The organism is Epilithonimonas sp. KH_059 (assembly GCF_057838485.1).
The window spans coordinates 2,073,722-2,099,916 of sequence record NZ_CM174468.1 but is presented as its reverse complement, the minus strand read 5'-3'; the positions used below and the strand labels follow the sequence as shown (position 1 = coordinate 2,099,916).

The window sequence follows — 26,195 nt, the reverse complement described above, 5'->3', positions numbered from 1 at the left end:
GATAATACCGATAATGAAACGTAAATCAGTAAATTAAAAAGAGAAAACAATAATGGTTTGTACAGCTTGATATTTCTAAAGTACTTAAACAACAAAAAATATAATACTACAAAGGGCAAACCAAAAAAGAGTAATCTCCATAAATTCCATAAAGTAGCTCCATCAAAATTTCCCTTAAAACTTGACGAATTAAAAAAAAGTAATAGAAAACAGACTATAACTTCAACAACAAATAGGCTTGCATATAGTATTGAGAAATTTACGACCTTATTCATTGTGTAGTTTTTTAATTAATTCTTAATTCTTAGCATTTGTCCTTCGGAAGTTTCTAAATCAAAAGTATAATTTTTGTCTTTCGATAAAGGGTCTAATTTTTTCCTATACTTCTTCTTGTCCAAATTGTAAATTTTAAGAATAACAAACGTCTGTTCAAACCAATTCTTCCCTATTTCGATTTCATAATTATAAATTTCCTGTTTCCCTTTAGATGAATATTGATAATAATCAAATTGAAGAAACAAGGTAATTTCTTGCTCTGAAAAAATCATATTATAATCTTCGGAACTCAATGATAAATTACCTGCGTGGTAACTTATATCTATTCTTTTCAAAACATTCGTACCTTGTTTAGCTATAATTACAGGTCTGGTTAATGAGGTTGCAATTTCTTCATCAACACAAACTATAAAATCAAAATTTTTTCTATTTTCTTGAGCAATAGAAATTTGATATACAAATAGGAATAAAACCCAAAACACATACTTTTTCATAATCTTTAATTTTTTAGTATATTTTGAATAGCTTTTCTTGTAAGCTCTACTTGCGGTGTTGTATTTCTATCATAAATAACCGCCCCATTTGGTCTATTTGGAATATTTAAAGTTCCATTAGGGTTTGTAGTAGCATTCTTAACAGTTCCCAAAGGTCCGACTATAATATTTGTATTATATTGGCTGAAAGTTCCCCTGTCTGTTGCTGAAGGAGTGCTTGCCGATTGCGGAAATATTTGATTACCTACTTGCTGTACTGTTGTAGGGTGGGAATGGATTATAGCTTCTGCGTCTGCGGGTGTTGTTCCTGCTGGTAAATTTGGCAAACTTGCGGAAGCCGTCTGAACTTCATTAACAATAGTAGGCATAGAGCCTGTTTGTCCTTGAATAACAGTTCCGTCATTCATAACTATTGAAGATTCCTCTCTTAATCCACCATTAGCAATAGTTCTGTCTGAAACATTTAGGCTTTCTTGTAAAGTGGCATCACTTGGTAAGATTACTCCCGAATTAACATTATTCAAATCAACATTACCTTTTATTTTTGATATTTGTCTTGCTTCCTTTTTATCAGTTACAACCATTTTAACCCCATTATCAACCCCATCAGTTCCAATCTTTTTACCGTCTGTATTGTATAAATCTGTATCAAACTCAACCGCCATTCTGCCGTCGGGGTCGATGAATCTTATTGGGTTATTCAGTGCATAGGCGTATGGTGAGTATGCTGGATACTTCTCCGCTAGTGGGTCCACAGTCATCCACCTACCTAATTCTGGTAAGTAGTGTCTTGCACCGAAGTCATAGATACCTGTGTTTTGTAGTTCTTTTCCTGCAAATTTATATTGGTAGCTCGGAGTAGGAACTGGTGTATGGCCATACCCTTCGTGTTTGAGTCCGAAAGGATAATAATGGTTTTCATCTATAATCTCAAGAACTCCTGCGCTATTTTTCCAGAAGCTGAGTCTTGTGTTCCCCAGATGATCCAGATAAGTGTAAATGTAGGCATTTTTCTTAAAGTCAAAGTACCCTTCACTGTGAGAAGCAAATTCTAGAGTGGTCACACCCCCCACGGTTAAATAGTGAAACCCATCCAGATACTCACTGGTTTTAGTACCCGCCATTTGCAGTGTTTTTTCTCCATTCCATCGGTACTGATAGGAAGTGGTAGTCCCTGAATGGATGAGACTTTTGGGTAAATTTAATTCATTGTATGATATACTTGAAATTCCTATATCCAATAGCGAAGTCATTCTTCCACTAGAGTCGTAGGAAAAAAGGTTACCGCCGATTGGATATCCTAATGCCCCCTGAGCACTTAGATCTACTACTTTAGTAATTTTGTTTCCTTGGTAAGTATACGATAGTTCATCTATTTTGGTTCTAGGGGCCTGATCAGATGCTCCATAGCGAGACAGGGAAAGGATATTTCCATTGGAGTCATAAGAGATTGTTTCGTCGTAGCTGCCCGTGTTAGGATTCGTGGCTTGGGGTTTGCTATAGAGCGCTGAAATAAGTCTAGACGATTTGTCGTAAAAGTAACTATAGCGTCTAACAGAAGAATCTAAGGGGGTACGCGCCGCCCAATCCATTTGAGAGATGTTTCCATTAAATAAAGGCTCACTTCCCTCGCCTTGTGGATCTTGATATCGCAATGAAAAGGCGAAGAGGTCGCTTCCTAAATTGTTAGGGTCATTCACTGCTAACAGCCAGTCTCGTACATTGTACCGAAAATTAAGCTCTTGTAGTGTGGCACTACCGATACGCTTGTGGCTTACTCTTGAGAGTTCATCATACGAGTACGTTTTAAGAAGTTCCTCCGTTTTGCTTCCGACTTTATGAAAAGCGGATAACAGACGGTTTTTATTGTCGTAGATAAATCGCTCTTCGAAGACTAATTCCAAGTCGGTCGGGAGCCGTTTATGAGCGGTATGTTTTTCTAGAATAGAGGAGCTGAAGTCTAATAAATAATCTTCCTTGGTGTATCCCCCATTGTTGTAGTAGGTGTGCTGTGATATCTCTCTTGAGTATGTATCGTACCAAAAAAAGGATTTAGTCCATTCAAAACTACTGCTTCCAAGTGTTCTAAGGAATAAAGCCGTTTGCAGTCCTTTGGTACTTCTGTTTGACGAGTATCCGTTCACGTTAAAAGAGGTTGGCTGATCGCTTAATGTAGGCTGTGAACTTTGGACAATGTATTGGGGTCTTTGAGGACTTTGTAAAGGGTACTTATCATAGTATAAAACTTTATTTACAGATGAAGAAGACCCAACGATGGGCATTGCATTGTTAGAGTAGTAAATTGTAAGCCCACCCGATGAAAATCCCGTGCTATTTAATGACTCATAGAAAGTAAATTCTTGTTTTAGCATACTTGCTAAACTTCCTCTGCTACCGCCTGGAGTGAGCCCTTCATAAACAAGTCTAGAATTGGAATCGTATTTGTAAAAATGCCATAGCCCCTGACTTCTAAGTCCCTCATCCTGTCTAAACCTTAGGCGGTTTCCATTGTCGTAGATAAATTGCTCCCAACCTGTAGCAGGTCTTTTGATTTCAACTAACTGAAAGTAGGAGTTGTACCGGTATTGTGTTGCAAGATCCGCAAGCAAAGTCAACGAAATAGTTGCACCAAAGGTGAGAGATTCCACCTGTTTGCTTGCTTGTGGGGAAAGTACAAAAGCAAGGTTGTTATACTCGTTGTAAATATAGTAGGTATCCTGAAAATTACTTGGTCCTAATACAATTCTTGCAAGAATTAAACGACCTCTCGAATCTTTAAATTCCAAGCGTTCATTTTGGTTAGGATCCGTAGTTTTATCTTTAAATAACTGTCCCTGAGAAAAATAGGTCGTAGGTTGAGTGGCAGAGGAACTCACAATCTTGAGTGTAGAGAATGTGACCCCCTCACTCCAACTGCTTATAACTGCAAACCGCTTGACTTTATCCTCTAGGGTATTTAGTTCGTAACTTTTTTTAAGGGTATTGTTAGAATTTAGTGCCCACGAACTACCTTCAAAAGCTTGTTCTTTTAGGCGTCCTAAAGGAGAAGATTCTAATTTTCTCTCTTGATAAAGCACAGAATCATCATACGCTGCTATCGCAGTAGCCATAGGAACTGCACTATAATAGCTTCCCTGAGTTGTACCCGCTTGAGGCAAAGGAAGGAAGCTTTTTACTTGTCTGCCATATGCGTCGTACTCCACGGGAGTCACCAAATCTTTGCCTAGTGGGGTAAGCCCTATCTCAATCTCCTGTTTTAAGCGACCTAATCCATCATAGTATGAAACCGTTTCCATTTTTTTAGCTGTAGGAGTGGAATTTAATACGGGTTGAAGATATTGGCGTTGAAAGAGATAATTTTCAGTGGAAGTAAGGTTTTGTGCTTGGAGCATATCGGGATTCAATAGGATGCCTAGGAAAGCAAAACCAAGTATTAAATCTTTTGAATTTTTCTTCAGATGGAAATTCATGGTTTTAAAGTTTGAGATGATATAAAAATTCACTTTGAATTCTTCCCTCTAGGTCTTTGACATTTACAAGTCTCCCTCCAAGATCGTAGTTGAAAAACAGACGTTCTCCACTTGGAGGAGTTATCGTAGAAACGCCGATTAAAGGCTGGTAGGTATAGGTGGTGATCTGTAGATCTTTTAAAGCAGCATGATTTCTAAAGTTATCTAAGGCCAGTATGAGCGCATCTTCCTGAATCTTGGTTCCCAGTTGGTCGTGGCTGTTGGAAGCACTTACGATGGCTGAGATGTATGGTTCTAGACCGTAATAGGAATACGCTGTGACTTTTGCGATAAGCTTCGTGTTGTGGTACCCCCAAATCAAGGAAGTAAGTACTCCTTCCTCATTTAGATATTGCAGTAAATTCCCCTTAGTATCGTATCGAGAAAATATTAACTTCTGTTTCCCAATTTCATTGGAAGTACCAATGGTATTTGCTTCGATTTGATCAATTTGAGAGGGGAAAAGAAATTCGTGATGAAGCCAATCCCTACTAAACTGTATTGCGGTTTTACTTTTTGCTTTTAGATTTTCAATTCTAGTTTCCGTTATAGGAATTCCCTTCATATTCCTTTGGTTAAGATCCCCCGCCCCTGAGGGATTAGAATCTTGAGCAAATTCCAATTTATCTTCAAAGGTCTCCTTAGAGGATGTGGTCGTTTTTGTGCGGTTGACATTAAGATGATATGGACTATCAATAAAAAACTCTTGTTTGGAACCTGAGCTAATACCATTTTCATAAGTGTTACTAGTTTTGGACTTAAGGTGGAGCGTGTTGAGATATTCTCTATACCCTTGAACCCAAAATCCAGACAAATGATTAAGGGTCACGTAATTAGAATCGTCCTGAGTGGAAGAAGGATTAAATCCACGATTATTATAGTAGTCGTACAAAACTTCTTGTTGCACCAACGTGGGGTTTTGCTCCGAAAAATACCTCTCTGATAAGGGTTTTGCTCGAAGTCCGCTTTTGTTAATACCGAAGAGGTTGTTGTAATTTTTGTATAAATTGATTGGAGTAACTGTGGTTGTGGCTCCTGAGCTGAAGTACAATCTTAAATTAGATGTATCTGGAGTGAGTTCATCGGGATGGGAGCTATAAGAAGTGAAATTCCTTTCGGTATGTCCATTTCCAGGACTTATTTCAAATACTTTGCTGTATCCAACATTGTAACGATCTAGGCTCATTTTTTGAATATTAGAACTTGTCTTAATTAGCAGCTTTTGGAGGGATTGAGATTGAGAAAATTCAAAATAATACAAGTATCTAGGCCAAAACATAAGAGTACCAGAACTTTGAGCGCCGTCCTTGCTTGTCGTGTAGCGATACAAGTGCTCAGTAGCCAAAACCCCAGGACTAGAATAATGAAGTACCTGAGAGATTCTGGAGCCGCCTCCTGCTCCGTTTACTGTGGCTAGTGTAGGTAGAAAGTTACTTTGAGAATTGCGCTCCAGTCTTTTTCCGTATTGATGAGATTCGTATTGGAATTCACTGTATCCACCTGTTGGGTAAATGATTTTGGAGAGGAGTCCCACATCGGCTTTTGCTGGGTCTGCATCTCGAAAGGTATTTAAAAGTTGATAGTCTCCTGTGACAGAATTGTAACTATTTGGGTTGGTAGGAGCGAGGCCTGTGTTTAGGTCTTTTCCGTTCCAATAGCCCCAATGGTCTATTCCTTTGGTATAATATGGAGGAAGATTAGTGGTCTTATGATAAGACATATTGTATTTTTCTAATGTCATAGGATCACTTAAAGAGGAAAGAAAAGGTCTTTGATATACTCCGCCCAAGTTCTGGTACTCTAAAACCTTTTTCTTGATTAGTCGATTAAAGTGGTAAAGTTCTACCTCTTTAAGTACCCATTCGTTTAAAAAGTCTTGAGCCAGTTTGTGGTGTTTGATGGGATACCCAAGATCCTGATACGTAAAGCGTATTTCTTCGTTTTCAGAACTTATGGAACTAAGTATAGATTTTTTCAGCAAAACAAAGGTATCATAAGGGGAGTTTTCAGAAACTGTATAACCTCCACAGCCTACGCCTGCAGGGCAATTTTTCCATTCTGATACGGTGGCTCCATCTTGCGTATAACTCTCCAAAGATAAAAGCAATTGGTTTTGCTTCGCATTTGTAAGAGGTACTAAATTACAGAAGTCGTTTCCTAAAGTTCCACTATGGTATTGGTAATTGACTTCTTTGGTTCCATAATCAAAGATTATTTTTTTTAGGCTAAAGGAGCTAATCATAGGGTAGCTAGAGTAGAATTCATGATATCTGGTGGGATCTCTTCCATAGGCGTAAGAGATTTCATAGGTTGAAAGATCTCCTCCGAAAATGTATTTTGTGCCATCGCCGCGCAAAATAGTAATTGTGGAGCTTGGAGGTACACAGAAATTTGTGCCTCCATACAGAGCCATCTGCGATACGTCAACCGTGATGTTTGGGTCGTCTGATTCTACCAAAATCTTCCCATCGTTCCCGACCATGAATTTGCCAGAAAGTCCTGGGGCCACAAAATGAAATACATCGGGAGTTCCCTCGTAGCCGTTCGCTCTAGGGCCCATAGTCCAAAAAACACCCTCAGTGCTCCCTGTACCACCAAAGAGTTGATAGGCTTGTGTATTGCTAGAGGGGGTAGTCTTTACCCCTTTCAAGAAACCGTGAAAATCTTTTCCTGCATTAAAGGGTCCTCCTGAGAATGTGGGGTTTCCGATATATTCGTCGGGCACTTTGTTTAACTCCCTAGTAATTCTTCCACCAGCAATTAAAGAGAAGTTCATTCCTGCGATATCGGACTTTTTATGGGGTAAGAATCCCGACGAATCATACTGCAGTTGGGCACCGAGTTCCATACCGCTAATTTGTAAATTAATTAAGGGGATTTGAAGATCTAAAGCTCCCGTAGCTAGCCTCACGGGAATGTTGCCATATTTGGTCATTGCATGTGCTTGGGGAGATTTCACTACCAAAGGATCCATCGTGCTGAGAACTTGGGCACAAAGGAAATTGGAAAAGTGAATTACTATTGCAAGACCTAAACTTAATAGATGTTTCATGGTAATTGGAATTAATAGCAAATCTGCATACCAGTATATGACGGCGTACGATGCCCTTTTTATCGCGAACATGTACTTTTAATTTCCTGATTAGCAGTGAGGTAAATCTACATATTTCAGAAATTCAAATAATCACTACCCTCCATTGTTAATGATTATTTAATATTGGGGCGGTTCTTTACTATGGTGGACAACTTCTTAAGTTGGAATATTCTATTTCGTCGAATGATTAATTAGAGTAGCCGTCCTAATATTGGGGCGGCTATTTTTATGACATTACAAAATGTGAACGAGGGAAGTAAAAAAGAAGAGTCAATGTATTTGACAACAAATGAAATAAAAATCACAAAATCTCGTACCTTTATTTAAACATTCTATAGCATTTTGTTGTACCATTGTTGTACCCAGCTAGTAATTGGGGGTAAAAAATAAGCACTTACAGTGCTGTAAGTGCTTGATTTTCAATTAGTGGTCCCACCTGGGCTCGAACCAGGGACCACCTGATTATGAGTCAGGCGCTCTAACCAACTGAGCTATAGGACCTTAGTAATATATTACTTTTGTTGGATTGCAAAAATAACACTTTCCATTGACTTTTGAAAGAATTATTTAATTTCTTGACACAATTCCACGAGCACTCCTCCGGTAGATTTGGGATGAAGAAATACAACGAGCTTATTATCTGCACCTTTCTTTGGTTCTTCCGAAATAAATTCAAAACCTTCTTTTTTCAGCCTTTCAACCTCAGCCTCGATATTCTCCACTCCAAAAGCAAGATGATGGATCCCTTCCCCTCGTTTCTCAATAAATTTTGAAATTGCAGACTCCGGTTTGGTGGATTCTAAAAGTTCGATTTTACTCTCTCCTATTTGGTAAAAAGAAGTAATCACTCCCTCCCTTTCCACTTCTTCTTTTTTGTAACTACCCTTTCCAAGCAGTCTTTCGAATAGTGAATCGGATTCTTTAAGCGATTTCACGGCAATTCCTAAATGTTCAATTTTCATGGTATTTAAGTTCTTAATACGCCTTAGCCAACTCTTACAATAGAGTGCAGCGCGAGCGAGAGAATATTCAAACAAAAGTAGTAAATTTGCGCCATGAACGAAAGTAACAGACAAAGAAAAGTCGCCCAAATCATTCAGGAAGATTTTTCCGAATTATTTAGAAAACAAGCCTCAGAGAGCAAGCAAAGTTTTCTTGTAAGTGTTTCGGATGTAAAAGTTTCTGCCGATTTAAGTATTGCAAAAATCTATTTAAGTATATTCCCGAACGATTACCGTAAAGCGATTATGAAAGAAATCGAAGAGAACAAATCTCAATATCGAAATTTCTTAGGGAAGAAAATGGGAAAACAGGTCCGTATTATTCCAGAGCTTCAATTCTACCTAGACACTTCGCTTGACGACGTGGAAAGAATTGAGAAAGAATTAAAGGGCGAAGGAGACAATCCCACACTATAAGGAAAGGTGGCAAGTACAGCATACTACATTGCAAAACGCTATTTAATAGCTAAAAAAGGCTCAACTGCAGTCACGTTTATTACGTGGCTTGCCGCTTTTGCAATGATGACCGCTGTAGCCTCCATGTTCATCATTGTGTCTGTTTTTACCGGACTGGAAGACCTCAACAAGGCTCTTATTTCAGATCTGCATGCGGACATTACCATCTCAAGTACTTCTGAAAAACAGCTTAAGGATCCCGTTTTAATTACGAAACTCCTAGAAAAACAAAAAGATGTAGAGGCTTACTCCAAATTAATTGAAGAAAAAGTCTACCTCAACTACGGCGGCGTAGGCGAAATAGCCTATTTACGAGCGGTCGATTCAAATTACACAAAAGTAAATCCCATAGACAAACGAATTTTCTTTGGAAAACTGCCGGATCTTCGAAAAGGCAAGGAAGTTATTTTAGAAAACAATTTGGACAACCGCCTGGCCATTCCTGTGGGAGAAACGCTAAAACCTGCGTTCATTTACATGCCTAAACCAGGAGTTGGACTCATCAATTCAGAAGCGGACATTTTTGAAAAACAAGAAATTATTGCTACGGGGGTATTCCCAGGAAACGATCAATTGGACAATTACATTATTGCCCCTATTAGTCTTGCTCAATCTCTCTTAGGCACTTCCAATGAAAGTGCTTATAAAATTGTTGCCAAACTCCACGATCCAACCCGGGCCTCTAGTGTAAAGGCAGCCCTTAAAAAACAAATGGGCAGCGAATACCAAATAAATACGAAAAACGAAGAAAACGCAGCCTTCTGGAAAATGATCAACACAGAGAAGCTTATGATCTATTTAATCTTTTCTCTTGTTATTTTGATTACTACTTTCAACTTGGCAGGTGCAATCATCATTCTTCAACTCGATAAGAAAAGGCAAGCCATGTCTTTAATTTCTCTAGGGTTTCCAAGAGCGCAATTACGAAAAATCTATTTCTATACAGGAGTGCTTATCGTTGTGATTGGAATCCTCTTAGGACTCGCAATTGGAACTATTCTGTGTGTGATTCAAATGCAAACAGGACTTTTCAAAGCAGGCATTGAACTTCCATTCCCGGTGAGAATCACCCTCGAAAATTATTTTATAGTCGCGGGAGTCGCTCTTGTATTTGGTCTTTTGGTTTCTTGGTTGTTTTCAAAAATCAAGAAAGACCCCTTCCCCGCAGATTAATTTCAGCCCCAAGCCAAAGGTTCCAAAAAAACGCATTGAAACCATTCTCTTCGCGCAAATGCGTGTGAAATTATGTATATTTGATTTATGGAATTACAGGCAAATTACGGACTCGTTGGAAAGGGAATCTCTTATTCTTTTTCACAAAAGTATTTTACCCAAAAGTTTAGAAAGTTATTTTTGAAAAATTACAATTATTTCCTACTAGATTTGGAAGACTTAAGCCATATCAAAGAGCGAATTCAAAAGGAAAACTTAAAAGGGTTTAACGTCACCATTCCATACAAAGAACAAATCATTCCCTTTCTCGATGGGCTTAGCCCAGAAGCGAAGGAAATCGGCGCTGTAAACACAGTGAAAATAACGGGCGGGCAATGGGTCGGATACAATACCGATGCGTACGGCTTCGAAAAAACGCTTGAATTGCATCGCAAAGAGCACCATAATTCCGCCCTAATCCTAGGAAATGGTGGTGCTGCGAAAGCGGTTAAATACGTACTCGATAAACTTGAAATCCCCTACCAAGTTATTGAACGCAAATCGTCTCAAAACTTTGAATCTTTGACTAAGAGTCAAGTGGAGTCAGCCTCACTCATTGTGCAATGCACTCCTGTGGGTACGTATCCAGATCTTGAAAACAGTGTCCCCTTCCCCTTTGAAGCACTAGGAACTAAGCATTTGGTGATTGATCTGATTTACAATCCAGAATATACGCAGTTTATTAAAAAAGCAAGCGATCAAGGAGCAAAATGCTTAAATGGCTATTTCATGCTGGAACAGCAAGCAGAAAAAGCCTGGGCTCTATGGAATAAGTCCCTACCGTGAGCGAAAAAAAGCCCAACTACGAAAGAAATCGAAAAAATGTTTATATTTAACGGGCTATTTTCACACGGCGCGTGAAAGAGACCACTAACATAAAGTCAGAAGTTATGAGTATGCAGGATTCCAATGCGACAAACCCCGAAAACAATACAAATCCGAGCGAGCACACGCCTCAAAATTTAGATCCGAGCCAAAACATGGAGCAGCAAGAACCGTTCGAGATTCCAAAGGAAAAGGTGCTTTCGGAAATCGACCCTAAAAAACAGGAGCAGCTTACCGATCAAATGGCCCCGGATTCCCCAAGTACCTCGCATACCGAGATCATGACTCAACCTACAGCAAATGCACAAAATGTAGAAACGCTTCCTTCCCTAGAAATTCCTGAGGAGAAAGTACTTTCAGAAATTGATCGCGAAGAAAAAAAAGACGCTCCTTCCTCCAAAAGTAAAAAGCAAGATCCTGCCGGCAACAGAAAAAAAATAGGCTCTCACGAATCGGACTCGGTCGAACATCTTCTGAGCGACCTCGAAAAGCTAGTGAACCTTCCCGATGCAGGAGAGAGAATCCGGTCATTCAATCAATTAAAAGACTGGTCTACTAAGAAAATATCGTTTGAAACAGATCAAAAACGAAAGCAGTTCCTTGCCGACGGAAGTCTTGAATCTGACTTTGATTATGAACACCCTTTTCAATCAAAACTCTCAGCCCTTATCTCCATTTTCAAAGAAAAACACGTAGAATGGGTGAAAGACCAAGAAAAACAGTTCGAAGAAAATCTAACGCAGCGACAAGCCATTCTAGAGAGACTAAAAAATCTATACACCTCTAGCGAACCAGGAATTAACCTTTTTCATGAAATCCGCTCCATCAAAAAAGATTGGAATGACGCGGGGCAAGTGGCAAAATCTCAATTCAAATTGCTGAATCACGATTATTACTATCATTTGAATCAATTTTATCAGGTTTTGGACCTTAACAAAGAATATTTAGAGCAGGAACATGTGCACAACCTTGAAAAGCGTCAGCACATCATTGAACGTGCAAAAGATCTTCTAAAAGAACCGGTTCAAAAAGCACTCAATGAACTTCAGTATCTTCATAAATTATGGAAAGAAGAGGGCGAACCTGTGGCAGAAGAGTTCCGTGAATCAACATGGAATGAATTCCGAGCCATTTCCAATCAGATTCACGATCGACGTGTAGAACTTCACACCCAAATGGATGCGCTGCATGACGAGAACTTAAAAAAGAAACGTGAGCTGATTGCCCAGATTAAAGGAATCACCAGTATGATTGTTCCTGACAATAATATAAACTTCAAAGACACCTTGAGTAAGGTGGAACAAATACGATCTACCTTCTTAAAAATAGGATCCGTTCCAAAAGAGAATGTCAACGAAACTTGGTCCGAGTTTAAAGAAGCAGTGCGTCAATTCAATTCGGCAAAAAACAAGTTTTTTAAAACTATTAAGAGTGCCCAGCAAGAAAACCTAACGAAAAAATTATCGCTGATTGAAACGGCCAAGCAAAACATGAATTCGGAAGATTGGGACAAAATGGTACCCTTATTCAAAAACTTACAAAGTGAATGGAAGCGCATTGGACCTACCCCGCGCCATACCGTGCAGTCTACTTGGAATGATTTCCGTGAGGCGTGCAATGCCTTCTTTACCAATTTCCGTACAAAAAGCCCTGCTGCTCAGGACAACTGGCTAGACAATTTCAAAGAGAAAAAATTGTTATTGGACGAACTCGCCTCGGTGACACATCACGCGGACAGTGAAGCAAAAATAGAAGATATAAAAGCTCGCTGGAATGCCTTAGGCAAAGTTCCGAAAGATCGACTTTACATTCATAGTCAGTTCAACAAATTGCTACGTGAAAAATTAAAATTAAACAACCTAAGCGAATACGATCTGAAGGATGAGAATTTATCCGAGAGCCAATTAACGGACAAAGCAAGAAAAATTAAAAATCAAATTGCCGACCTCGAAACACAAGTGACCAATTTAGAGACGAACCTAAGTTTCTTCAAGTCCCCAGGACGTGACAATCTTTTACTAAAAGACACGTACGAAAAACTTGACGAGAAAAAAGAACAATTGGAACGACTTAAAGCAAGCCTCCATCATATCATCACAGGAGAATAACAACTACAATAGCGTCCCTTTCCTAAGGGATGCTTTTTTGAATTACTATCATGACCGATCAAGCCTACATGACCCGATGCTTGGAGCTTGCCCGAAAAGCGCTAGGAGACACCTACCCTAACCCAATCGTTGGTGCAGTAATTACGCATAATGACAAAATTATAGGGGAAGGCTTTCACCAAAAGGCAGGATCAGCACATGCTGAAATCAATGCCATTCGTCAAATTAAGGATTTGTCCATTCTAAGGGAGTCCACAATTTATGTTTCATTAGAACCCTGCAGTCATTTTGGGCTCACACCGCCCTGCGCACTAAGGCTAAAAGAACTTGGGTTCAAAAGAGTGGTGATTGCTGTTTTAGACCCGAGTGAAAAGGTAGATGGAAAAGGCGTCGCTCTTTTAAAAGAAGCGGGAGTTGAGGTCTGCGTAGGAGTCTTAGAAGAAAAAGCGGTGGAGCTAAACAAACGATTTTTTACTTCCCAAATCAAAAAAAGACCTTATATCACTTTGAAATGGGCAGAATCGGCAGACGGTTTTCTTGATGATCATTTCCAACCCACTCCCATTTCTAATTCGAAGCTCAATCAGTGGGTGCATTTGCTACGGCATCAGGAACATGCCATCCTTGTGGGCACCCGCACAGCAGAAAGGGATCAGCCTAGTTTAACGGTGAGGCACATAGAGGGTCGAAATCCGATTCGAGTGGTTCTTGATCTGGATTTAAAACTCTCCACGGAGTCCCCACTTTTTAATCTCGAGGCACCTACTCTTGTGTTCAATTCCAAAAAGGACGAAGTACTCGGCCAGATCGAATACATCAAAATTGATTCTTCAAATTTAATTTCGAATCTGTTGAAGGAACTTCACCGTCGGGGTATCCAATCGGTTCTAATTGAAGGGGGAGCCCAAATGCATAGACAATTCCTAGAGCTCGGTTTATGGGATACAGCCTATAAGATTCAAAACCCTGGACTCTATTTAAAAATGGGGACTCCTGCGCCGCAGATGAATCATTCAGCCTCCCAACAATGGACCCTTGGCACTAACCTTCTAACCGAATACAAGAACACTTAATCCTCTTTTATAAGCTTCTCTAGCAGAGCATATCGCTCCCCTAGTTTCTTTTTAAGTCGTTGAGCTGATTTTTTCACTGCCTCTGGGGTCACACCAAGAAGCTGCGAGATTTCTCTTCCAGACAGACCTAGTTTACGTAGAAATACGAATCTTTTATTCGACTCGGTCAAATCCGAAAAATCGGTTTCGATCGCCTTGTGAAACCCTTTATGTACGATTATAAATTCCTGCTTGAACAGTTCCCAATTTTCTTGGGTCATAAGGTGGGTACTTAGCAAACGATCAATTTTCTTTTGACGATCTACTAAGAGTTCATTCTTCGAATTATGTTCATTTTGAAGTTCACGACGTAAGTTAATGACGTGTATGTTCTTGTTTTTTAAATACCGACCATGCAAAGTTAGATTCTGGTTTGCTTTAAAGAGTTCTGTTTCGGTTTGAAGGTTAATTAATTCTAAACTTTTTACCTTATCATCATAAACGAGCCGCTCATTCTTCACCTTATTCCTTTGGTATTTCACAATATATACAGCGAGAAGTGCCATGAGGGCAATAATGACACTATAAAAGAAAATCGTTCGATTCAGCAAAACCTTCTTTTGCTGCGACTCACTGATGGCACTTTGCAAATTTAGTTTTTGGAGCAATAAATGCGTGTTGTCCAGCGCTTTATCTCCATCCAACGTCTCGACGAACTTCTCCAACTGGGATATAACTTGATACGTTTTTAATTGCTTTTCTTCTTGCCCTAGTTCTTCGTATACACGAAGCTTTAATTTTTCAATATCGAGTCCATTGGTCGCATAATAAGGCTTCGATTTGTACACCAAAGTGGCTAGCTCTAAGTTTTGTTCTGCCTTTTTAAAATCACCTAATTCGAAATACAGTTGGGCCAGGGTCGTTCGGGCGAACATCAAATTCATCGGCTCCTTTAAACGAATTGAGATCGCAATGTCTTCTTCTAACAAGTTCATAGCCCGAGGGAAATTCTGTCGTGCCATTTCCACTCTTGCCAAATTCCCTAGGACTTTGGCATATCGAATTTCCTGCTTAGATTCTAAAGCGACTCTTTTGGCATCTTCAAAAAGCGCCTCAGCTTTGTCTAATTCTCCCGAACTCAAATAATAGTTTCCTAGTGCATCGAGCACTGCGGCGCGCTCTTTCCAATCGTTGGAAGAAAGCATAAGTGCCCCCTTCAAATAATGAAGCTCCTCTCTACTCGCCCCGATCGTTCCATAAAAATAGCCTAACGATCTTAAAGTGTAGCGATACCGGATGGGATCTTTTAATTCCCCTTTCTTTATTGTCCGATCAATAGTAAGGTAATACATTAGCGCCTTGGACATGTTGCGATAACGATAGAGGTAATTTGCGTATTCGAGCTGGGAATAAACCCACAATTCATCGGAAATATCTTGACTTTTCCCAATCGCTTCGTGAAACAAAACCTCACTCTGTAAATTGATCCGATCGTAGCATTGCGAGTAGTCATCCGCTCTAAAGAGCAAAGAAAGAACCTGCAATTGGGGTTGATTTGAATCCAAAAGATCCTTATAATAGACCTTGTTCTTCTGGTCTTCGCAAGGTGCAGTCTTTCTTTCTTTAATTAAGCGCTCCAAATCTTTGGCTGAATAACTCACCTGATTCAGAATCTGCAAACTCTGTGAGAAAAGGGAGGATCCTAAGAGTAGGAACAGCAACAATGTTCGATACATGTTCGGTGGTATTTAATGGCTTAGTTTTAGCTACCGAAATTAATCAATTTTATTAGACAAAGTATTATTTTATAAAGCCCCGACAATTATTCTTTTGTCACCCAGTGTACAGCCTTAGAAGCCGGTTTTGACACAATGTCCCCCTTTTGTCCCCTTCCATTTTAAGAGCTGCCCCCAATTCCTGCGTACTTTTGAACTCCTCGCAAAAAAGAATTGCTTATGACCTGCACATTTTTGAAGAGTTCAAAAACGATACATTACTCGACTCCCTTTGAACTAGTTAAGAAATTACGAACAAAGGATTTTCCCGAGCTTATTAGCAACGGAGAGTGCATGAGGCATTTTGCTATGGACCTAAACATTGAGATCAACACCCAAAATGAAAGGCAATTCCTTCATGATCTTGAACGATTAGGTCTGGTCCAGATCAAAATGAGTTTCTTTGAGCGATACCTTAAAAAACCAAGCACCATATAAATAAAACCACAACCTCCATGATTTACACATTACTAAGAAGAAGCCGAAGTGTCAAAAGAAAAAGCAATAATGATTTCGTTACTTGGATGCGAAACCATGACATGCAACTTTGGGACAACAATCTAGACTTCATGCATGCCTACTCGCATCGCAAATCTACTTTCGAAAAAATTTATTTACGTTTTGAAAATGAAAATGATTTTGTAGAAGACTTGCAACGTGCGAATTTACTTCGTATAGAACCTACTCTTTCCTTTTGGAAACAATTTCAAACGAAGGTTTTAGCGGCCAAATAATACACTTTGCACGAACGTGCAAAACAAAAGCTAGGCTATAAAAACACCAAGTTAGTTAGTTAATAAATGATTTAGCCTTTCTCTGCCCTTTTTAAGGGCAGTTTTCTTTGGTCAAAAGTTTTCTTATTTTCGCAGTATGATCACGGAGTTTAAAACAGCAGCCTCAAAGGTCGAGAACATTTTAACGAAAGAGAAAGGGAGTAAATTCATTGGGTATTTGTTTCCTGTTGAAAACGAAGAAGAAGTTCAAAAAGCTCTTATTCAAATTAAAGCGGGCCATCCGAAGGCGACCCACCATTGTTATGCATATCGTCTTGGACTTGAGGGGGAAAACTACCGAGCGAACGATGACGGCGAACCCTCTGGAAGCGCAGGTCTTCCTATTTACAACCAATTGCTCTCCACCGAACTAACCAATGTACTCCTCATAGTTGTACGGTACTACGGAGGAACCAAACTGGGCGTCTCAGGTCTTGTCAAAGCTTATAAGGAGTCAGCTATTTTAACTCTAGAAGAATGCGAAATCGTCACTAAGGAATTAGAATCCCTCATCCAAATCACATTTCCATTCGCTTCTCAAAATGTAATATTTACGGTTTTAAACAAACTGCAAGCAAAAGTTCTACAATTTGATGCAGACCAAAGTTGCCAGATCACGGCTAGAATCAAAACTTCACAAAAAGACGACATTTCAAACCAATTTGCTGAAATGCCGTCTGTTCAATTTGAAATAGAGGAGATTCTCTAATTTCAGTATAATTTCTTTTCTAATTATTACTTCTTCCGCCAAAAAGCAGAGAGGCAAAATAAATCAATTGAGCAAGAGAGCCCAAGGCGGCAACCACATACGTTCTTGCAGCCCACTTAAGGGAATCCTCAGCTCCTTCGTATTCTGTTTTGTTCGCTAAGGTTCCACTGCTTTTCAGCCAGGCCAAAGCGCGATTGCTTGCATCATACTCCACAGGCAAGGTGACAAAGGCAAATGCAGTAGTCACAGCAAACAAAATTACTCCGACAAGAAGTACGGTTTTGTTTCCACTCATCGCAAGAACCACAAGTCCAGCCATCAATACAAACTGAAGTAGTCTTGACGATATGTTTACCATGGGTACCATCTTGGAGCGAAGCGTAAGCATTGCGTAAGCCGTCGCATGCTGAACCGCATGGCCCGTTTCATGGGCAGCGACTGCCGCTGCAGCTGCATTACGTTGCATATAAACTCCTTCGGAGAGATTGATTGTTTTGTTTTGTGGATTGTAATGGTCTGTCAATTGACCTGGCACAGAAATAACTTGCACGTCGTGAATTCCACTGTCGCGAAGCATTTTCTCTGCAATTTCTTTTCCAGAAAGTCCGTTTTGCAAATGAACCTTACTGTAGTGTGCAAACTTAGATTTTAACTTATTTTGCACAATCATGCTGACAATAAACACCAGCCCTATAATCAAATAATAACTACCCATATTTCTTATTGTATTGCTTCATAATTTTCGAATGCCGAATATACTAAAAAAGAAGGAAAAACCGTGCCAAATACGTCCACTAAAAAATTAATAATTATCTTTGCCAATTCAATCTAGAAAAATGCCACAACTCTCTGTACAAGAAGTTAAATCTGAGGATGACTTGATGAAATTCATTCAATTCCCAATGGATTTATATCGAAATAACCCGAATTTCGTTCCTTCTTTAATTCAGGATGAAAAATCAATCTGGGATCCCGCCCAAAATCCGGCCCTCGCTTACGCAGAAGCCAAGCAGTTCATTGCGCTAAAAAACGGTAAAGTCGTAGGTCGTATTGCCGTGATGATCAACCACAAAGAGAGAAAAGAATTGGGGGTAGAAAAAGTGCGTTTCGGATGGCTGGATTTCATTGATGATCTTGAGGTATCCAAAGCATTGCTTGACACCGCTGCTCAATACGCAAGGCAAAAGGGAATAAACACAATTGAAGGCCCAATGGGGATCACAAACCTTGACAAAGCAGGAATGCTTACCATGGGATTTGATCGTCTGGCCACTATGATTGGGCTCTATAATTTCGAATACTACCCTCAGCATATGGAGAGCCACGGCCTTCTAAAAGAAAAAGAATGGGTTGAATACGAATTAACTTTTCCCGAAATCCTTCCCGAAAAAGTAGTGCGTTTTTACAACCTTGTCTTGGAAAAATACGGTTTAAAGGTTTTAGAATTTCAATCCAAAAAAGAGCTGATTCCTTTAGTGGAACCGATGTTTGAACTTCTTGACGAAACGTATCGAAATTTATCCACCTATACTCCTATCTCTCCTGAACAGATCAAAATGTACAAGGAGAAGTACTTCAATTTCATTCACAAAGATTATGTCGTCTGTGTTTGCGATTCAAGTGGGAAATTGGTTGCATTTGCCATTACAATGCCTTCCTATTCCAAAGCATTGCAAAAATCAAAAGGGAAAATGTGGCCTTTCGGATGGATGCATTTCCTTTCCGCAGGACGCAAAAACGAACGAGCCAACTTTTATTTGATTGGCATCCACCCAGAATACCAAAGACGCGGAATCACCTCCATTATTTTTACAGAAATTTACAAATCGTTCAAAAAGAAAGGAATCAAATTCTTAGAAACCAATCCTGAACTAGAAGAAAACAAAAACATTCAAGTTTTGTGGCAAGATTACCATCCCGTTAATCACAAACGAAGAAGGACTTATAGTAAAAAACTTTCCTAAAATGAAAAAGCACCTTCTCGTATATGCTGCTCTGGTCGTACTTTACATTGCATACAACCTCTTTTTCGAGGTGGAGGATCCAAGAACCAATGCAGCGATCAACATTTTAGCCACGAGCGTGCTGTTTTTGTATATCGCTATTCTCGCATTCGTTTTGATCAGAAAGCTGAAAAAAAACAAAAAAGAATAGTTATTTATAACAATTCTAAATTGAACGCCCTCTGTTCATTTAAAAAGTCTTTTCTATACCTCTTATTTTTTTTCTATCATTAATTCATTAAATTTGCATCTACTATTTAATGCAGTTGCTATGAATTTACCTGAAAATTATATCCCTATACTCTTCCAAGGATTGATAGGACTTAGTTTCGTGCTCTTATCTCTTCTCGGCACCCATTTTCTTGGACCGAAGCAAGTGAAGGGCAATACGAAGAAAAACGAAAGTTTCGAATGCGGTGTGGATGTGGAAGGAAATGCAAGAACACCCTTTTCTGTTAAATATTTCTTGACCGCGGTTCTATTCGTTCTTTTCGACATAGAAATCGTATTCTTTTATCCATACGCGGTGAATTTCCGCGAGTTTGGAATTGAAGGCTTTTTAGCCGTACTTACGTTTGTCTCTATTTTCTTCTTAGCCTTCCTATACGTTTGGAAACGTGGGGCCTTAGATTGGGACCGTTAAACATTAATTATTAAAACAAACATTATGTCAGATAATAAACCCGTAATTCGAATGGACGCAACTCCACCGGAAGGACTTGAAGGAGAAGGTTTCTTCGCGACCCAGCTCAGCAGTGTGGTGGGACTTGCAAGAAAGCACTCCCTTTGGCCTCTTCCCTTTGCGACCTCTTGTTGTGGAATTGAATACATGGCGTTTCTGAATCCCACGTACGACGGAAGTCGTTTTGGTATGGAACGTAACTCCTTTTCTCCACGCCACGCGGACATGCTAATGGTCTGTGGAACTATTTCGAAGAAATTAGGCCCCGTGCTTAAGCAAGTATATACCCAAATGGCAGAACCTAGATGGGTTGTGGCAGTGGGTGCATGCGCCTCTAGCGGAGGGATTTTTGACACTTACTCCGTGTTACAAGGAATCGACAAAATCATTCCTGTAGACGTCTACGTACCCGGTTGTCCTCCGAGACCAGAGCAAATCATTGAAGGAGTCATGCAGGTACAAGCCTTGGCAGAAAGTGAAAGCATTCGAAGAAGAGATTCCGACCAGTACAAAGCTCTTTTAGAGTCGTACGGAATCAACTAAACTATTTGAGGGCACAATAAAGCAGACCTCTTTTGGGAAGCCTGCGCAAATAAAGAAACAACATGAATAACGAATTCGTTTTAGAAGCTCTGCAAAGAGAATTTCAAGATAGCATCCTCTCCTTTAGTGAGCCCTACGGTATGTTAACGCTAGTGGTAAAGAAAGGGGACTTAAAAAAGATCGTCCATTTTTTACGCGATTCTTCGCTCGAAATTAACTTTTTAACGGACATTACGGGCATTCACTATCCAGAGGATACTGACAATGAACTGGGTGTAATTTACCATCTTCATAACATGAAGGAAAACTTCCGTTTACGACTTAAATCCTTTACCAAGAAAGAAGGTGCCGAGTTTGAAACCCTTACGGATCTTTACGCAGGAGCCAACTGGATGGAAAGAGAAACCTATGATTTTTTTGGAATCAAATTCTCAGGACACCCTGACCTTCGCGTGATCTTAAACATGGAGGATTTGGGATACCACCCGATGCTAAAAGAATACCGTCTCGAAGACGGAACCCGTAGCGACAAGGACGATAACATGTTTGGTAGATAATGCCTACCCATTAACAAGAGCCTATTATGAAAGACAATCAACTCTCCAATATAATTAACCAATTCGATGCCAAGGAACAAATCGACGGTCAACTCTATACGCTGAACCTTGGACCTACGCACCCGGCAACGCACGGTATCTTTGAAAACGTGCTTACCATGGACGGGGAACGAATTGTACACGGTGAACAAACCGTGGGGTATATTCACCGCGCGTTTGAAAAAATTTCAGAGCGCCGGAATTTTTCTCAAATCACGACCCTCACCGACCGAATGAATTATTGTTCGGCACCTATTAACAATATAGGTTGGCACATGACGGTTGAGAAACTAATTGGATGCAAAGTGTCCAAACGTGTCGATTACATGCGAGTGATTATGATGGAACTCGCCCGAATTGCCGACCATATGGTATGCAATGGGGTTACTGCAATGGATGCAGGAGCCATCACGGGACTTACCTATCTCTTTAGAGAGCGTGAAGCCATCTACGAAATGTACGAGCAAATTTGCGGAGCAAGGATGACCACAAACATGGGTAGAATTGGTGGATTTGAAAGAGATTTCACTCCTAAGTTCCACGAACTTCTTCAGACTTGGTTAAAAAAATTCCCTAAAATTTGGGGTGAATTTTGTGCCTTGAACGAAAGAAACAGAATCTTCATGGACCGAACCATTGGAACGGGACCCATTTCGGCAGAACGTGCCTTAAGCTATGGATTTACAGGTCCTAACTTAAGAGCGGCGGGTGTCGATTACGACGTCCGTGTAAACTCCCCTTATTCTTCGTATGAAGATTTTGACTTCATGGTGCCGATAGGTTCCGCAGGAGATACGTACGACCGATTCATGGTCAGACAACACGAGGTCTGGGAAAGTTTAAAAATCATCGAACAAGCCTATAAGAATCTGCCGGAAGGAAACTTCCATGAGGATGTACCCGAATTTTATCTTCCAGAAAAAGCAGAGGTCTACAACAGTATGGAGGCTCTTATCTACCATTTCAAAATTGTCATGGGAGAAACGGAAGTTCCTAAAGGAGAAGTGTACCACTGTGTAGAGGGAGGAAATGGAGAACTTGGATTTTACCTTGTGAGCGACGGCGGAAGAAGCCCTTACAGACTTCACTTTAGACGTCCTTGCTTTATCTTTTACCAAGCTTACCCTGAAATGATTAAAGGTCAAATGATTTCGGATGCAATTGTCACTATGTGTTCAATGAATGTCATCGCCGGAGAACTTGACGCCTAATAAAACGACGTATTTGAAAACCGTTTTGCTTTGAAAAACAAAGTCTTTGACTCCAAAGCAAAACACTATAGAATTCTATACCATGAGCGAAACAATTGCTTTTAGACCCGAATCTTTAGAAAAGGTTCATAAAATAATAGCCCGTTACCCGGAAGGGAGACAAAAATCGGGATTGATTCCGATTTTGCATCTTGCCCAAAAAGAATTTGGCGGATGGTTAGATGTTCCCGTAATGGACTACGTGGCAACTTTACTTCAGATCAAACCGATTGAGGTGTACGAAGTGGCCACTTTTTATACGATGTTCAACATGCAGCCCATGGGTAAGTATGTACTCGAAGTATGCAGAACCGGTCCTTGTTTAACAAGAGGAAGTGAGAAAATCTTAGACCACATCCGTACCACCCTGCAAATTAAAGACGGAGAGACAACGTCGGATGGAATGTTTACTCTTAAGCCTGTCGAATGCTTAGGTGCATGTGGGTACGCCCCTATGCTTCAGCTGGGCAAGTTTTATCATGAAAATTTAACTACTGAAAAAGTGGATGAGATCCTTGCTCTATGCAGACAGGGAGCCCTCGCTTTGGATTAATTTATAGAAGGAGAAATGGGTAAAAAACTTTTACTTAAAAACGCACATATAGAAGGAATCAGAAACTTCGACGTCTACCGCGAGCACGGAGGCTACGAATCGGCTGAAAAAGCTTTCAAAATGACCCAAGAACAAATTCTCGAAGAAGTGAAAACTTCGGGACTGCGTGGACGTGGAGGGGCCGGATTTCCAACCGGCTTAAAATGGAGCTTTTTGGCTAAACCCGAAGGAGTTCCAAGACACCTTGTGGTTAATGCAGACGAATCTGAGCCCGGCACCTTTAAGGACCGCTATCTCATGGAATATCTGCCTCACCTACTGATCGAAGGAATGGTTATCTCTTCTTACTGTCTGGGTGCTAATGTTTCCTATATCTACATCCGTGGAGAATACTCTTGGATACCTGACATTTTAGAACAGGCAATTGACGAGGCAAAAGCGGCAGGATTCTTGGGCAAAAACATTTTAGGTTCTGGATTTGATTTGGAAATCTATGTTCAAAGAGGAGCAGGAGCTTACATTTGTGGAGAAGAGACTGCCCTATTAGAATCCTTAGAAGGAAAAAGAGGAAATCCAAGACTGAAACCTCCTTTCCCAGCTGTGAAAGGCCTATGGGAAAGACCCACTGTAGTAAACAATGTAGAGTCCATTGCAGCCGTTGTACCTGTTATTGAATTGACCGGTGCGGAATACGCGAAAATTGGCGTAGGACGGTCCACGGGAACCAAGCTAATTTCAGCTTGTGGAAATATAAACAAACCCGGAGTCTACGAGATCGACATGAACCTTTCAGTGGAAGAATTCATCTACTCAGAGGAATACTGTGGAGGCATTAAGGATGGAAAAAAACTAAAAGCCTGTATCCCAGGTGGATCCTCTGTTCCTATTCTTCCGGCAAATCTACTTTTGAAAACCATCAATGGAGAACCTAGACTCATGAATTACGAATCCCTTGCGGACGGCGGATTTGCGACGGGTACTTCCATGGGATCAGGAGGATTTGAAGTACTAGATGAAGATCAGTGCATCGTAGAGCATACCCTGACCCTATCCCGGTTCTATGCTCATGAGAGTTGTGGACAGTGCACACCCTGCCGTGAAGGAACCCCCTGGATGTATAAAATACTTAAGAAAATTGAACAAGGACAAGGAACCATGGAGGACATCGATCTTCTTTGGGATATTCAAAGAAAAATTGAAGGAAATACGATTTGCCCTCTAGGCGATGCAGCCGCATGGCCTGTGGCAGCCGCAATCCGTCATTTTAGAGACGAATTTGAATGGCATATAAACAATCCAGAAGCCCTAACAAAAAATTATGGACTCGCAAATTATGCAGACCCAATCCCTGTAGTGGCAAGTGCCGAATAAAATGAAGAAGATCTTTCAAATTTTTGTAATTCTTTTTGGAGCTGTGCAATTTGCTTCTGCCCAAGAAACCGACATTCTACAAAACCCTAGTAAGGAATTGGATCTTGAGATTCAACCCTTATCCAAAAAAGGACAAATGTTTGTCTTTTGGGGGTGGAATCGAGCAGGATTCACCGATTCTGACATTCGATTCAAAGGAGCGGACTATAACTTCACTTTAGAAAATGTGGTGGCGCACGATCGTCCCTCGAAGTTAAGTTTAGATTATATCAACCCCGGGAAAATTTCCATTCCTCAATTTAATTTTAGGCTGGGATATTTCCTCAAGGACGATTTGGCGCTTGTGATTGCTCAAGACCATATGAAATATGTGATGGACCAAGACCAAACGGTAGGATTCAAAGGAAAAATCACCGATCCTGTATATGCTGCAAAAGTGCAAAATGGAGAGGTTAATTTAAGCGACAGCGAATTTTTAACCTTTGAACATACGGACGGGTTAAACTATGTCAATTTAGGTTTGGAGAAATACAAACCGATCCTTAGAAAGGAAAAGATTGATATTTTATGGAGTTACGGGGGTGGAATTGGAATGCTAATGCCCAAGAGTAACGTAAAATTGTTCGGAAACGAAAGAAGCGATCGTTTTCATGTGGCCGGTTTCGGTCTTGATGCAAGAACCAATATCAATGTCATCTTTTGGAAACGATGGATGGCCAGAGTAGAAGGAAAAGTCGGTTATATCAATATGCCCGACATAAAAACCACCTTAAACAACCAACCCGATAAAGCCTCACAAGACTTTATGTTTGGGCAAATTAATTTTGGGGTTGGCTATATTTTTAAAGTAAAATAATAATTAATTCATTTTAGAATTCAACTATAATGAGCGAAGAAGTTAAAAAATTCAAAATCACCGTAGACGGACAAAGTGTCGAGGTAGATCCTGGAACCACTATTTTGGAAGCGGCCAGACTCATTGGTGGCAAATCCGTACCTCCGGCGATGTGTTATTATAAGCCCCTGGAAAGCAGTGGAGGGCGTTGTAGAACCTGTTTAGTAGAAGTCTCCAAAGGCTCTGATGCAGATCCTAGACCCATGCCTAAACTGGTTGCCAGTTGTAGAACCACCGTCATGGATGGGATGGAAATTAAGAACCTAACCTCGGAAAGAACCCAAGAGGCTCGAAGTGCGGTCACCGAATTTCTCCTTGTTAATCACCCTTTGGACTGTCCCGTTTGCGATCAGGCCGGAGAATGCCATTTGCAAGATTTAGGCTACGAACATGGAGTCTCACACTCTCGAACGGAATTTGAAAGACGTACGTTTGAACCTGAGGACATTGGACCTAACATCAAACTGCACATGAACCGCTGCATCCTTTGTGCACGTTGTGTACTTGCTGCAAACCAATTAACTGAGGGAAGAGAGCACGGAATTCTATTCCGTGGCGAGCATGCAGAAATATCGACCTATCTAAACAAGGCCTTAGACAATGATTTTTACGGTAACGTGATTGATGTTTGTCCTGTAGGAGCCCTAACGGACCGTACCTCTCGGTTTGCGTCACGCGTTTGGTTTACCAAACCTATGGATGCATCTTGCGATTGTGAGAAATGTTCTGGAAATGTCGTATTGTGGATGAAGGGAGAAGAAGTAATCCGTGTGACGGCAAGACAGAATCAGTATGGCGAAAGCGAAGAATGGATCTGCAACACTTGTCGTTTTGAGAAAAAAGACCTTAAATTTTGGAAGGTAGAGGGACCTAGAGCGATCGATCGTCATTCGGTCATTTCACTCAACCACTACCAAAAACCTCAAGACGAACATCTTTTGTTAGACAATCCTGGAGCAAAAGAACTCAGTGCAGAAGACAAGAACACCTCCTCTCACACGTAAATAGAAAAAAGAAA

At 40.3% G+C, this 26,195-nt stretch carries 24 protein-coding genes and 1 tRNA gene; 18 read left to right on the top strand and 7 right to left on the bottom strand.

Features of this window, described 5'->3' with window-relative positions; all coding sequences use genetic code 11:
* Positions 1–290 precede the first annotated feature (290 nt).
* The 5 genes from AC3IRX_RS09925 to mce all read right to left on the bottom strand — a co-directional run bounded on the left by AC3IRX_RS09925 (position 291) and on the right by mce (position 8,335).
* The gene (locus tag AC3IRX_RS09925) at positions 291–770 is read right to left on the bottom strand and encodes a hypothetical protein (protein ID WP_489210093.1); all 480 of its coding nucleotides are present in this window, start codon (positions 768–770) and stop codon (positions 291–293) included.
* Between the two features lie 5 nt (positions 771–775).
* Positions 776–4,240, bottom strand: a complete 3,465-nt coding sequence (locus tag AC3IRX_RS09920) for a DUF6443 domain-containing protein (protein WP_489210091.1) — start codon at positions 4,238–4,240, stop codon at positions 776–778.
* Positions 4,241–4,244: 4 nt separating this feature from the next.
* Positions 4,245–7,331 (bottom strand): hypothetical protein, encoded by a 3,087-nt coding sequence (locus AC3IRX_RS09915; protein WP_489210090.1) that lies wholly within the window; start codon positions 7,329–7,331, stop codon positions 4,245–4,247.
* Between the two features lie 469 nt (positions 7,332–7,800).
* Positions 7,801–7,874, bottom strand: a tRNA-Ile gene (locus tag AC3IRX_RS09910).
* 62 nt (positions 7,875–7,936) lie between these two features.
* Complete coding sequence (mce, locus tag AC3IRX_RS09905) at positions 7,937–8,335, bottom strand: methylmalonyl-CoA epimerase (RefSeq protein WP_489210089.1); 399 nt, start codon at positions 8,333–8,335, stop codon at positions 7,937–7,939.
* 93 nt (positions 8,336–8,428) lie between these two features.
* Here mce and rbfA point away from each other — a divergent pair, with 93 nt between their 5' ends.
* From rbfA to ribD, 5 genes are all read left to right on the top strand, one after another.
* Positions 8,429–8,791: a 30S ribosome-binding factor RbfA gene (gene rbfA / locus AC3IRX_RS09900; protein WP_459084521.1), complete on the top strand. Its 363-nt coding sequence runs from the start codon at positions 8,429–8,431 to the stop codon at positions 8,789–8,791.
* A gap of 6 nt (positions 8,792–8,797) precedes the next feature.
* A complete protein-coding gene (locus AC3IRX_RS09895) occupies positions 8,798–10,003 on the top strand; it encodes an ABC transporter permease (RefSeq protein WP_489210087.1) in 1,206 nt (401 codons plus the stop codon).
* A gap of 87 nt (positions 10,004–10,090) precedes the next feature.
* Complete coding sequence (locus AC3IRX_RS09890) at positions 10,091–10,828, top strand: shikimate dehydrogenase family protein (protein ID WP_489210085.1); 738 nt, start codon at positions 10,091–10,093, stop codon at positions 10,826–10,828.
* Positions 10,829–10,932: 104 nt separating this feature from the next.
* Positions 10,933–12,975: a DUF349 domain-containing protein gene (locus AC3IRX_RS09885; protein WP_489210083.1), complete on the top strand. Its 2,043-nt coding sequence runs from the start codon at positions 10,933–10,935 to the stop codon at positions 12,973–12,975.
* Positions 12,976–13,025: 50 nt separating this feature from the next.
* On the top strand, positions 13,026–14,048 hold the full coding sequence (ribD, locus tag AC3IRX_RS09880; RefSeq protein ID WP_489210081.1) for a bifunctional diaminohydroxyphosphoribosylaminopyrimidine deaminase/5-amino-6-(5-phosphoribosylamino)uracil reductase RibD: 1,023 nt from the start codon (positions 13,026–13,028) through the stop codon (positions 14,046–14,048).
* Here ribD and AC3IRX_RS09875 read toward each other — a convergent pair.
* On the bottom strand, positions 14,045–15,763 hold the full coding sequence (locus AC3IRX_RS09875) for a tetratricopeptide repeat protein (protein WP_489210080.1): 1,719 nt from the start codon (positions 15,761–15,763) through the stop codon (positions 14,045–14,047). The two genes, ribD and AC3IRX_RS09875, sit on opposite strands and share 4 nt — an antisense overlap.
* 219 nt (positions 15,764–15,982) lie before the next feature.
* Here AC3IRX_RS09875 and AC3IRX_RS09870 point away from each other — a divergent pair, with 219 nt between their 5' ends.
* The 3 genes from AC3IRX_RS09870 (at position 15,983) to AC3IRX_RS09860 (ending at position 17,284) form a co-directional block, all read left to right on the top strand.
* A complete protein-coding gene (locus AC3IRX_RS09870; RefSeq protein ID WP_489210077.1) occupies positions 15,983–16,240 on the top strand; it encodes a hypothetical protein in 258 nt (85 codons plus the stop codon).
* A gap of 17 nt (positions 16,241–16,257) precedes the next feature.
* Entirely contained in the window at positions 16,258–16,536 is a 279-nt protein-coding gene (locus tag AC3IRX_RS09865) for a hypothetical protein (protein ID WP_489210076.1), read from the top strand.
* A 136-nt stretch (positions 16,537–16,672) separates the two neighbouring features.
* Entirely contained in the window at positions 16,673–17,284 is a 612-nt protein-coding gene (locus AC3IRX_RS09860) for an IMPACT family protein (protein ID WP_489210075.1), read from the top strand.
* Positions 17,285–17,303: 19 nt separating this feature from the next.
* On the opposite strand, the gene AC3IRX_RS09855 is transcribed toward AC3IRX_RS09860, so the two are convergent.
* Complete coding sequence (locus tag AC3IRX_RS09855) at positions 17,304–17,999, bottom strand: zinc metallopeptidase (protein ID WP_459084514.1); 696 nt, start codon at positions 17,997–17,999, stop codon at positions 17,304–17,306.
* Between the two features lie 121 nt (positions 18,000–18,120).
* Between AC3IRX_RS09855 and AC3IRX_RS09850 the strand changes: the two genes are divergently transcribed.
* From AC3IRX_RS09850 to AC3IRX_RS09805, 10 genes are all read left to right on the top strand, one after another.
* Positions 18,121–19,248: a GNAT family N-acetyltransferase gene (locus AC3IRX_RS09850; RefSeq protein ID WP_489210074.1), complete on the top strand. Its 1,128-nt coding sequence runs from the start codon at positions 18,121–18,123 to the stop codon at positions 19,246–19,248.
* A 1-nt stretch (position 19,249) separates the two neighbouring features.
* Positions 19,250–19,438 (top strand): hypothetical protein, encoded by a 189-nt coding sequence (locus tag AC3IRX_RS09845; RefSeq protein ID WP_459084512.1) that lies wholly within the window; start codon positions 19,250–19,252, stop codon positions 19,436–19,438.
* A gap of 120 nt (positions 19,439–19,558) precedes the next feature.
* Complete coding sequence (locus AC3IRX_RS09840) at positions 19,559–19,930, top strand: NADH-quinone oxidoreductase subunit A (RefSeq protein WP_459084510.1); 372 nt, start codon at positions 19,559–19,561, stop codon at positions 19,928–19,930.
* Between the two features lie 24 nt (positions 19,931–19,954).
* Positions 19,955–20,512: an NADH-quinone oxidoreductase subunit B gene (locus AC3IRX_RS09835; protein WP_459084509.1), complete on the top strand. Its 558-nt coding sequence runs from the start codon at positions 19,955–19,957 to the stop codon at positions 20,510–20,512.
* Between the two features lie 62 nt (positions 20,513–20,574).
* Complete coding sequence (locus AC3IRX_RS09830; RefSeq protein ID WP_459111775.1) at positions 20,575–21,069, top strand: NADH-quinone oxidoreductase subunit C; 495 nt, start codon at positions 20,575–20,577, stop codon at positions 21,067–21,069.
* 26 nt (positions 21,070–21,095) lie between these two features.
* Positions 21,096–22,319 (top strand): NADH-quinone oxidoreductase subunit D, encoded by a 1,224-nt coding sequence (locus AC3IRX_RS09825; protein ID WP_459084507.1) that lies wholly within the window; start codon positions 21,096–21,098, stop codon positions 22,317–22,319.
* Positions 22,320–22,401: 82 nt separating this feature from the next.
* Positions 22,402–22,911, top strand: coding sequence for an NADH-quinone oxidoreductase subunit NuoE family protein (locus tag AC3IRX_RS09820; RefSeq protein ID WP_489210072.1), 510 nt, complete (start codon positions 22,402–22,404; stop codon positions 22,909–22,911).
* Between the two features lie 15 nt (positions 22,912–22,926).
* On the top strand, positions 22,927–24,282 hold the full coding sequence (gene nuoF, locus AC3IRX_RS09815) for an NADH-quinone oxidoreductase subunit NuoF (protein ID WP_489210071.1): 1,356 nt from the start codon (positions 22,927–22,929) through the stop codon (positions 24,280–24,282).
* Position 24,283: 1 nt separating this feature from the next.
* On the top strand, positions 24,284–25,138 hold the full coding sequence (locus tag AC3IRX_RS09810) for a hypothetical protein (protein WP_489210069.1): 855 nt from the start codon (positions 24,284–24,286) through the stop codon (positions 25,136–25,138).
* 29 nt (positions 25,139–25,167) lie between these two features.
* Positions 25,168–26,181 (top strand): NADH-quinone oxidoreductase subunit G, encoded by a 1,014-nt coding sequence (locus tag AC3IRX_RS09805; protein WP_489210068.1) that lies wholly within the window; start codon positions 25,168–25,170, stop codon positions 26,179–26,181.
* Positions 26,182–26,195 lie beyond the last annotated feature (14 nt).

Excerpts from the sequence above, each read along its gene's own strand:
- AC3IRX_RS09925 (WP_489210093.1), bottom strand. The coding sequence starts at position 770 with ATGAAAAAGTATGTGTTTTGGGTTTTATTCCTATTTGTATATCAAATT.
- AC3IRX_RS09920 (WP_489210091.1), bottom strand. The coding sequence starts at position 4,240 with ATGAATTTCCATCTGAAGAAAAATTCAAAAGATTTAATACTTGGTTTT.
- AC3IRX_RS09915 (WP_489210090.1), bottom strand. The coding sequence starts at position 7,331 with ATGAAACATCTATTAAGTTTAGGTCTTGCAATAGTAATTCACTTTTCC.
- mce (WP_489210089.1), bottom strand. The coding sequence starts at position 8,335 with ATGAAAATTGAACATTTAGGAATTGCCGTGAAATCGCTTAAAGAATCC.
- rbfA (WP_459084521.1), top strand. The coding sequence starts at position 8,429 with ATGAACGAAAGTAACAGACAAAGAAAAGTCGCCCAAATCATTCAGGAA.
- AC3IRX_RS09890 (WP_489210085.1), top strand. The coding sequence starts at position 10,091 with ATGGAATTACAGGCAAATTACGGACTCGTTGGAAAGGGAATCTCTTAT.
- AC3IRX_RS09885 (WP_489210083.1), top strand. The coding sequence starts at position 10,933 with ATGAGTATGCAGGATTCCAATGCGACAAACCCCGAAAACAATACAAAT.
- ribD (WP_489210081.1), top strand. The coding sequence starts at position 13,026 with ATGACCGATCAAGCCTACATGACCCGATGCTTGGAGCTTGCCCGAAAA.
- AC3IRX_RS09875 (WP_489210080.1), bottom strand. The coding sequence starts at position 15,763 with ATGTATCGAACATTGTTGCTGTTCCTACTCTTAGGATCCTCCCTTTTC.
- AC3IRX_RS09870 (WP_489210077.1), top strand. The coding sequence starts at position 15,983 with ATGACCTGCACATTTTTGAAGAGTTCAAAAACGATACATTACTCGACT.
- AC3IRX_RS09865 (WP_489210076.1), top strand. The coding sequence starts at position 16,258 with ATGATTTACACATTACTAAGAAGAAGCCGAAGTGTCAAAAGAAAAAGC.
- AC3IRX_RS09860 (WP_489210075.1), top strand. The coding sequence starts at position 16,673 with ATGATCACGGAGTTTAAAACAGCAGCCTCAAAGGTCGAGAACATTTTA.
- AC3IRX_RS09855 (WP_459084514.1), bottom strand. The coding sequence starts at position 17,999 with ATGGGTAGTTATTATTTGATTATAGGGCTGGTGTTTATTGTCAGCATG.
- AC3IRX_RS09850 (WP_489210074.1), top strand. The coding sequence starts at position 18,121 with ATGCCACAACTCTCTGTACAAGAAGTTAAATCTGAGGATGACTTGATG.
- AC3IRX_RS09845 (WP_459084512.1), top strand. The coding sequence starts at position 19,250 with ATGAAAAAGCACCTTCTCGTATATGCTGCTCTGGTCGTACTTTACATT.
- AC3IRX_RS09840 (WP_459084510.1), top strand. The coding sequence starts at position 19,559 with ATGAATTTACCTGAAAATTATATCCCTATACTCTTCCAAGGATTGATA.
- AC3IRX_RS09835 (WP_459084509.1), top strand. The coding sequence starts at position 19,955 with ATGTCAGATAATAAACCCGTAATTCGAATGGACGCAACTCCACCGGAA.
- AC3IRX_RS09830 (WP_459111775.1), top strand. The coding sequence starts at position 20,575 with ATGAATAACGAATTCGTTTTAGAAGCTCTGCAAAGAGAATTTCAAGAT.
- AC3IRX_RS09825 (WP_459084507.1), top strand. The coding sequence starts at position 21,096 with ATGAAAGACAATCAACTCTCCAATATAATTAACCAATTCGATGCCAAG.
- AC3IRX_RS09820 (WP_489210072.1), top strand. The coding sequence starts at position 22,402 with ATGAGCGAAACAATTGCTTTTAGACCCGAATCTTTAGAAAAGGTTCAT.
- nuoF (WP_489210071.1), top strand. The coding sequence starts at position 22,927 with ATGGGTAAAAAACTTTTACTTAAAAACGCACATATAGAAGGAATCAGA.
- AC3IRX_RS09810 (WP_489210069.1), top strand. The coding sequence starts at position 24,284 with ATGAAGAAGATCTTTCAAATTTTTGTAATTCTTTTTGGAGCTGTGCAA.
- AC3IRX_RS09805 (WP_489210068.1), top strand. The coding sequence starts at position 25,168 with ATGAGCGAAGAAGTTAAAAAATTCAAAATCACCGTAGACGGACAAAGT.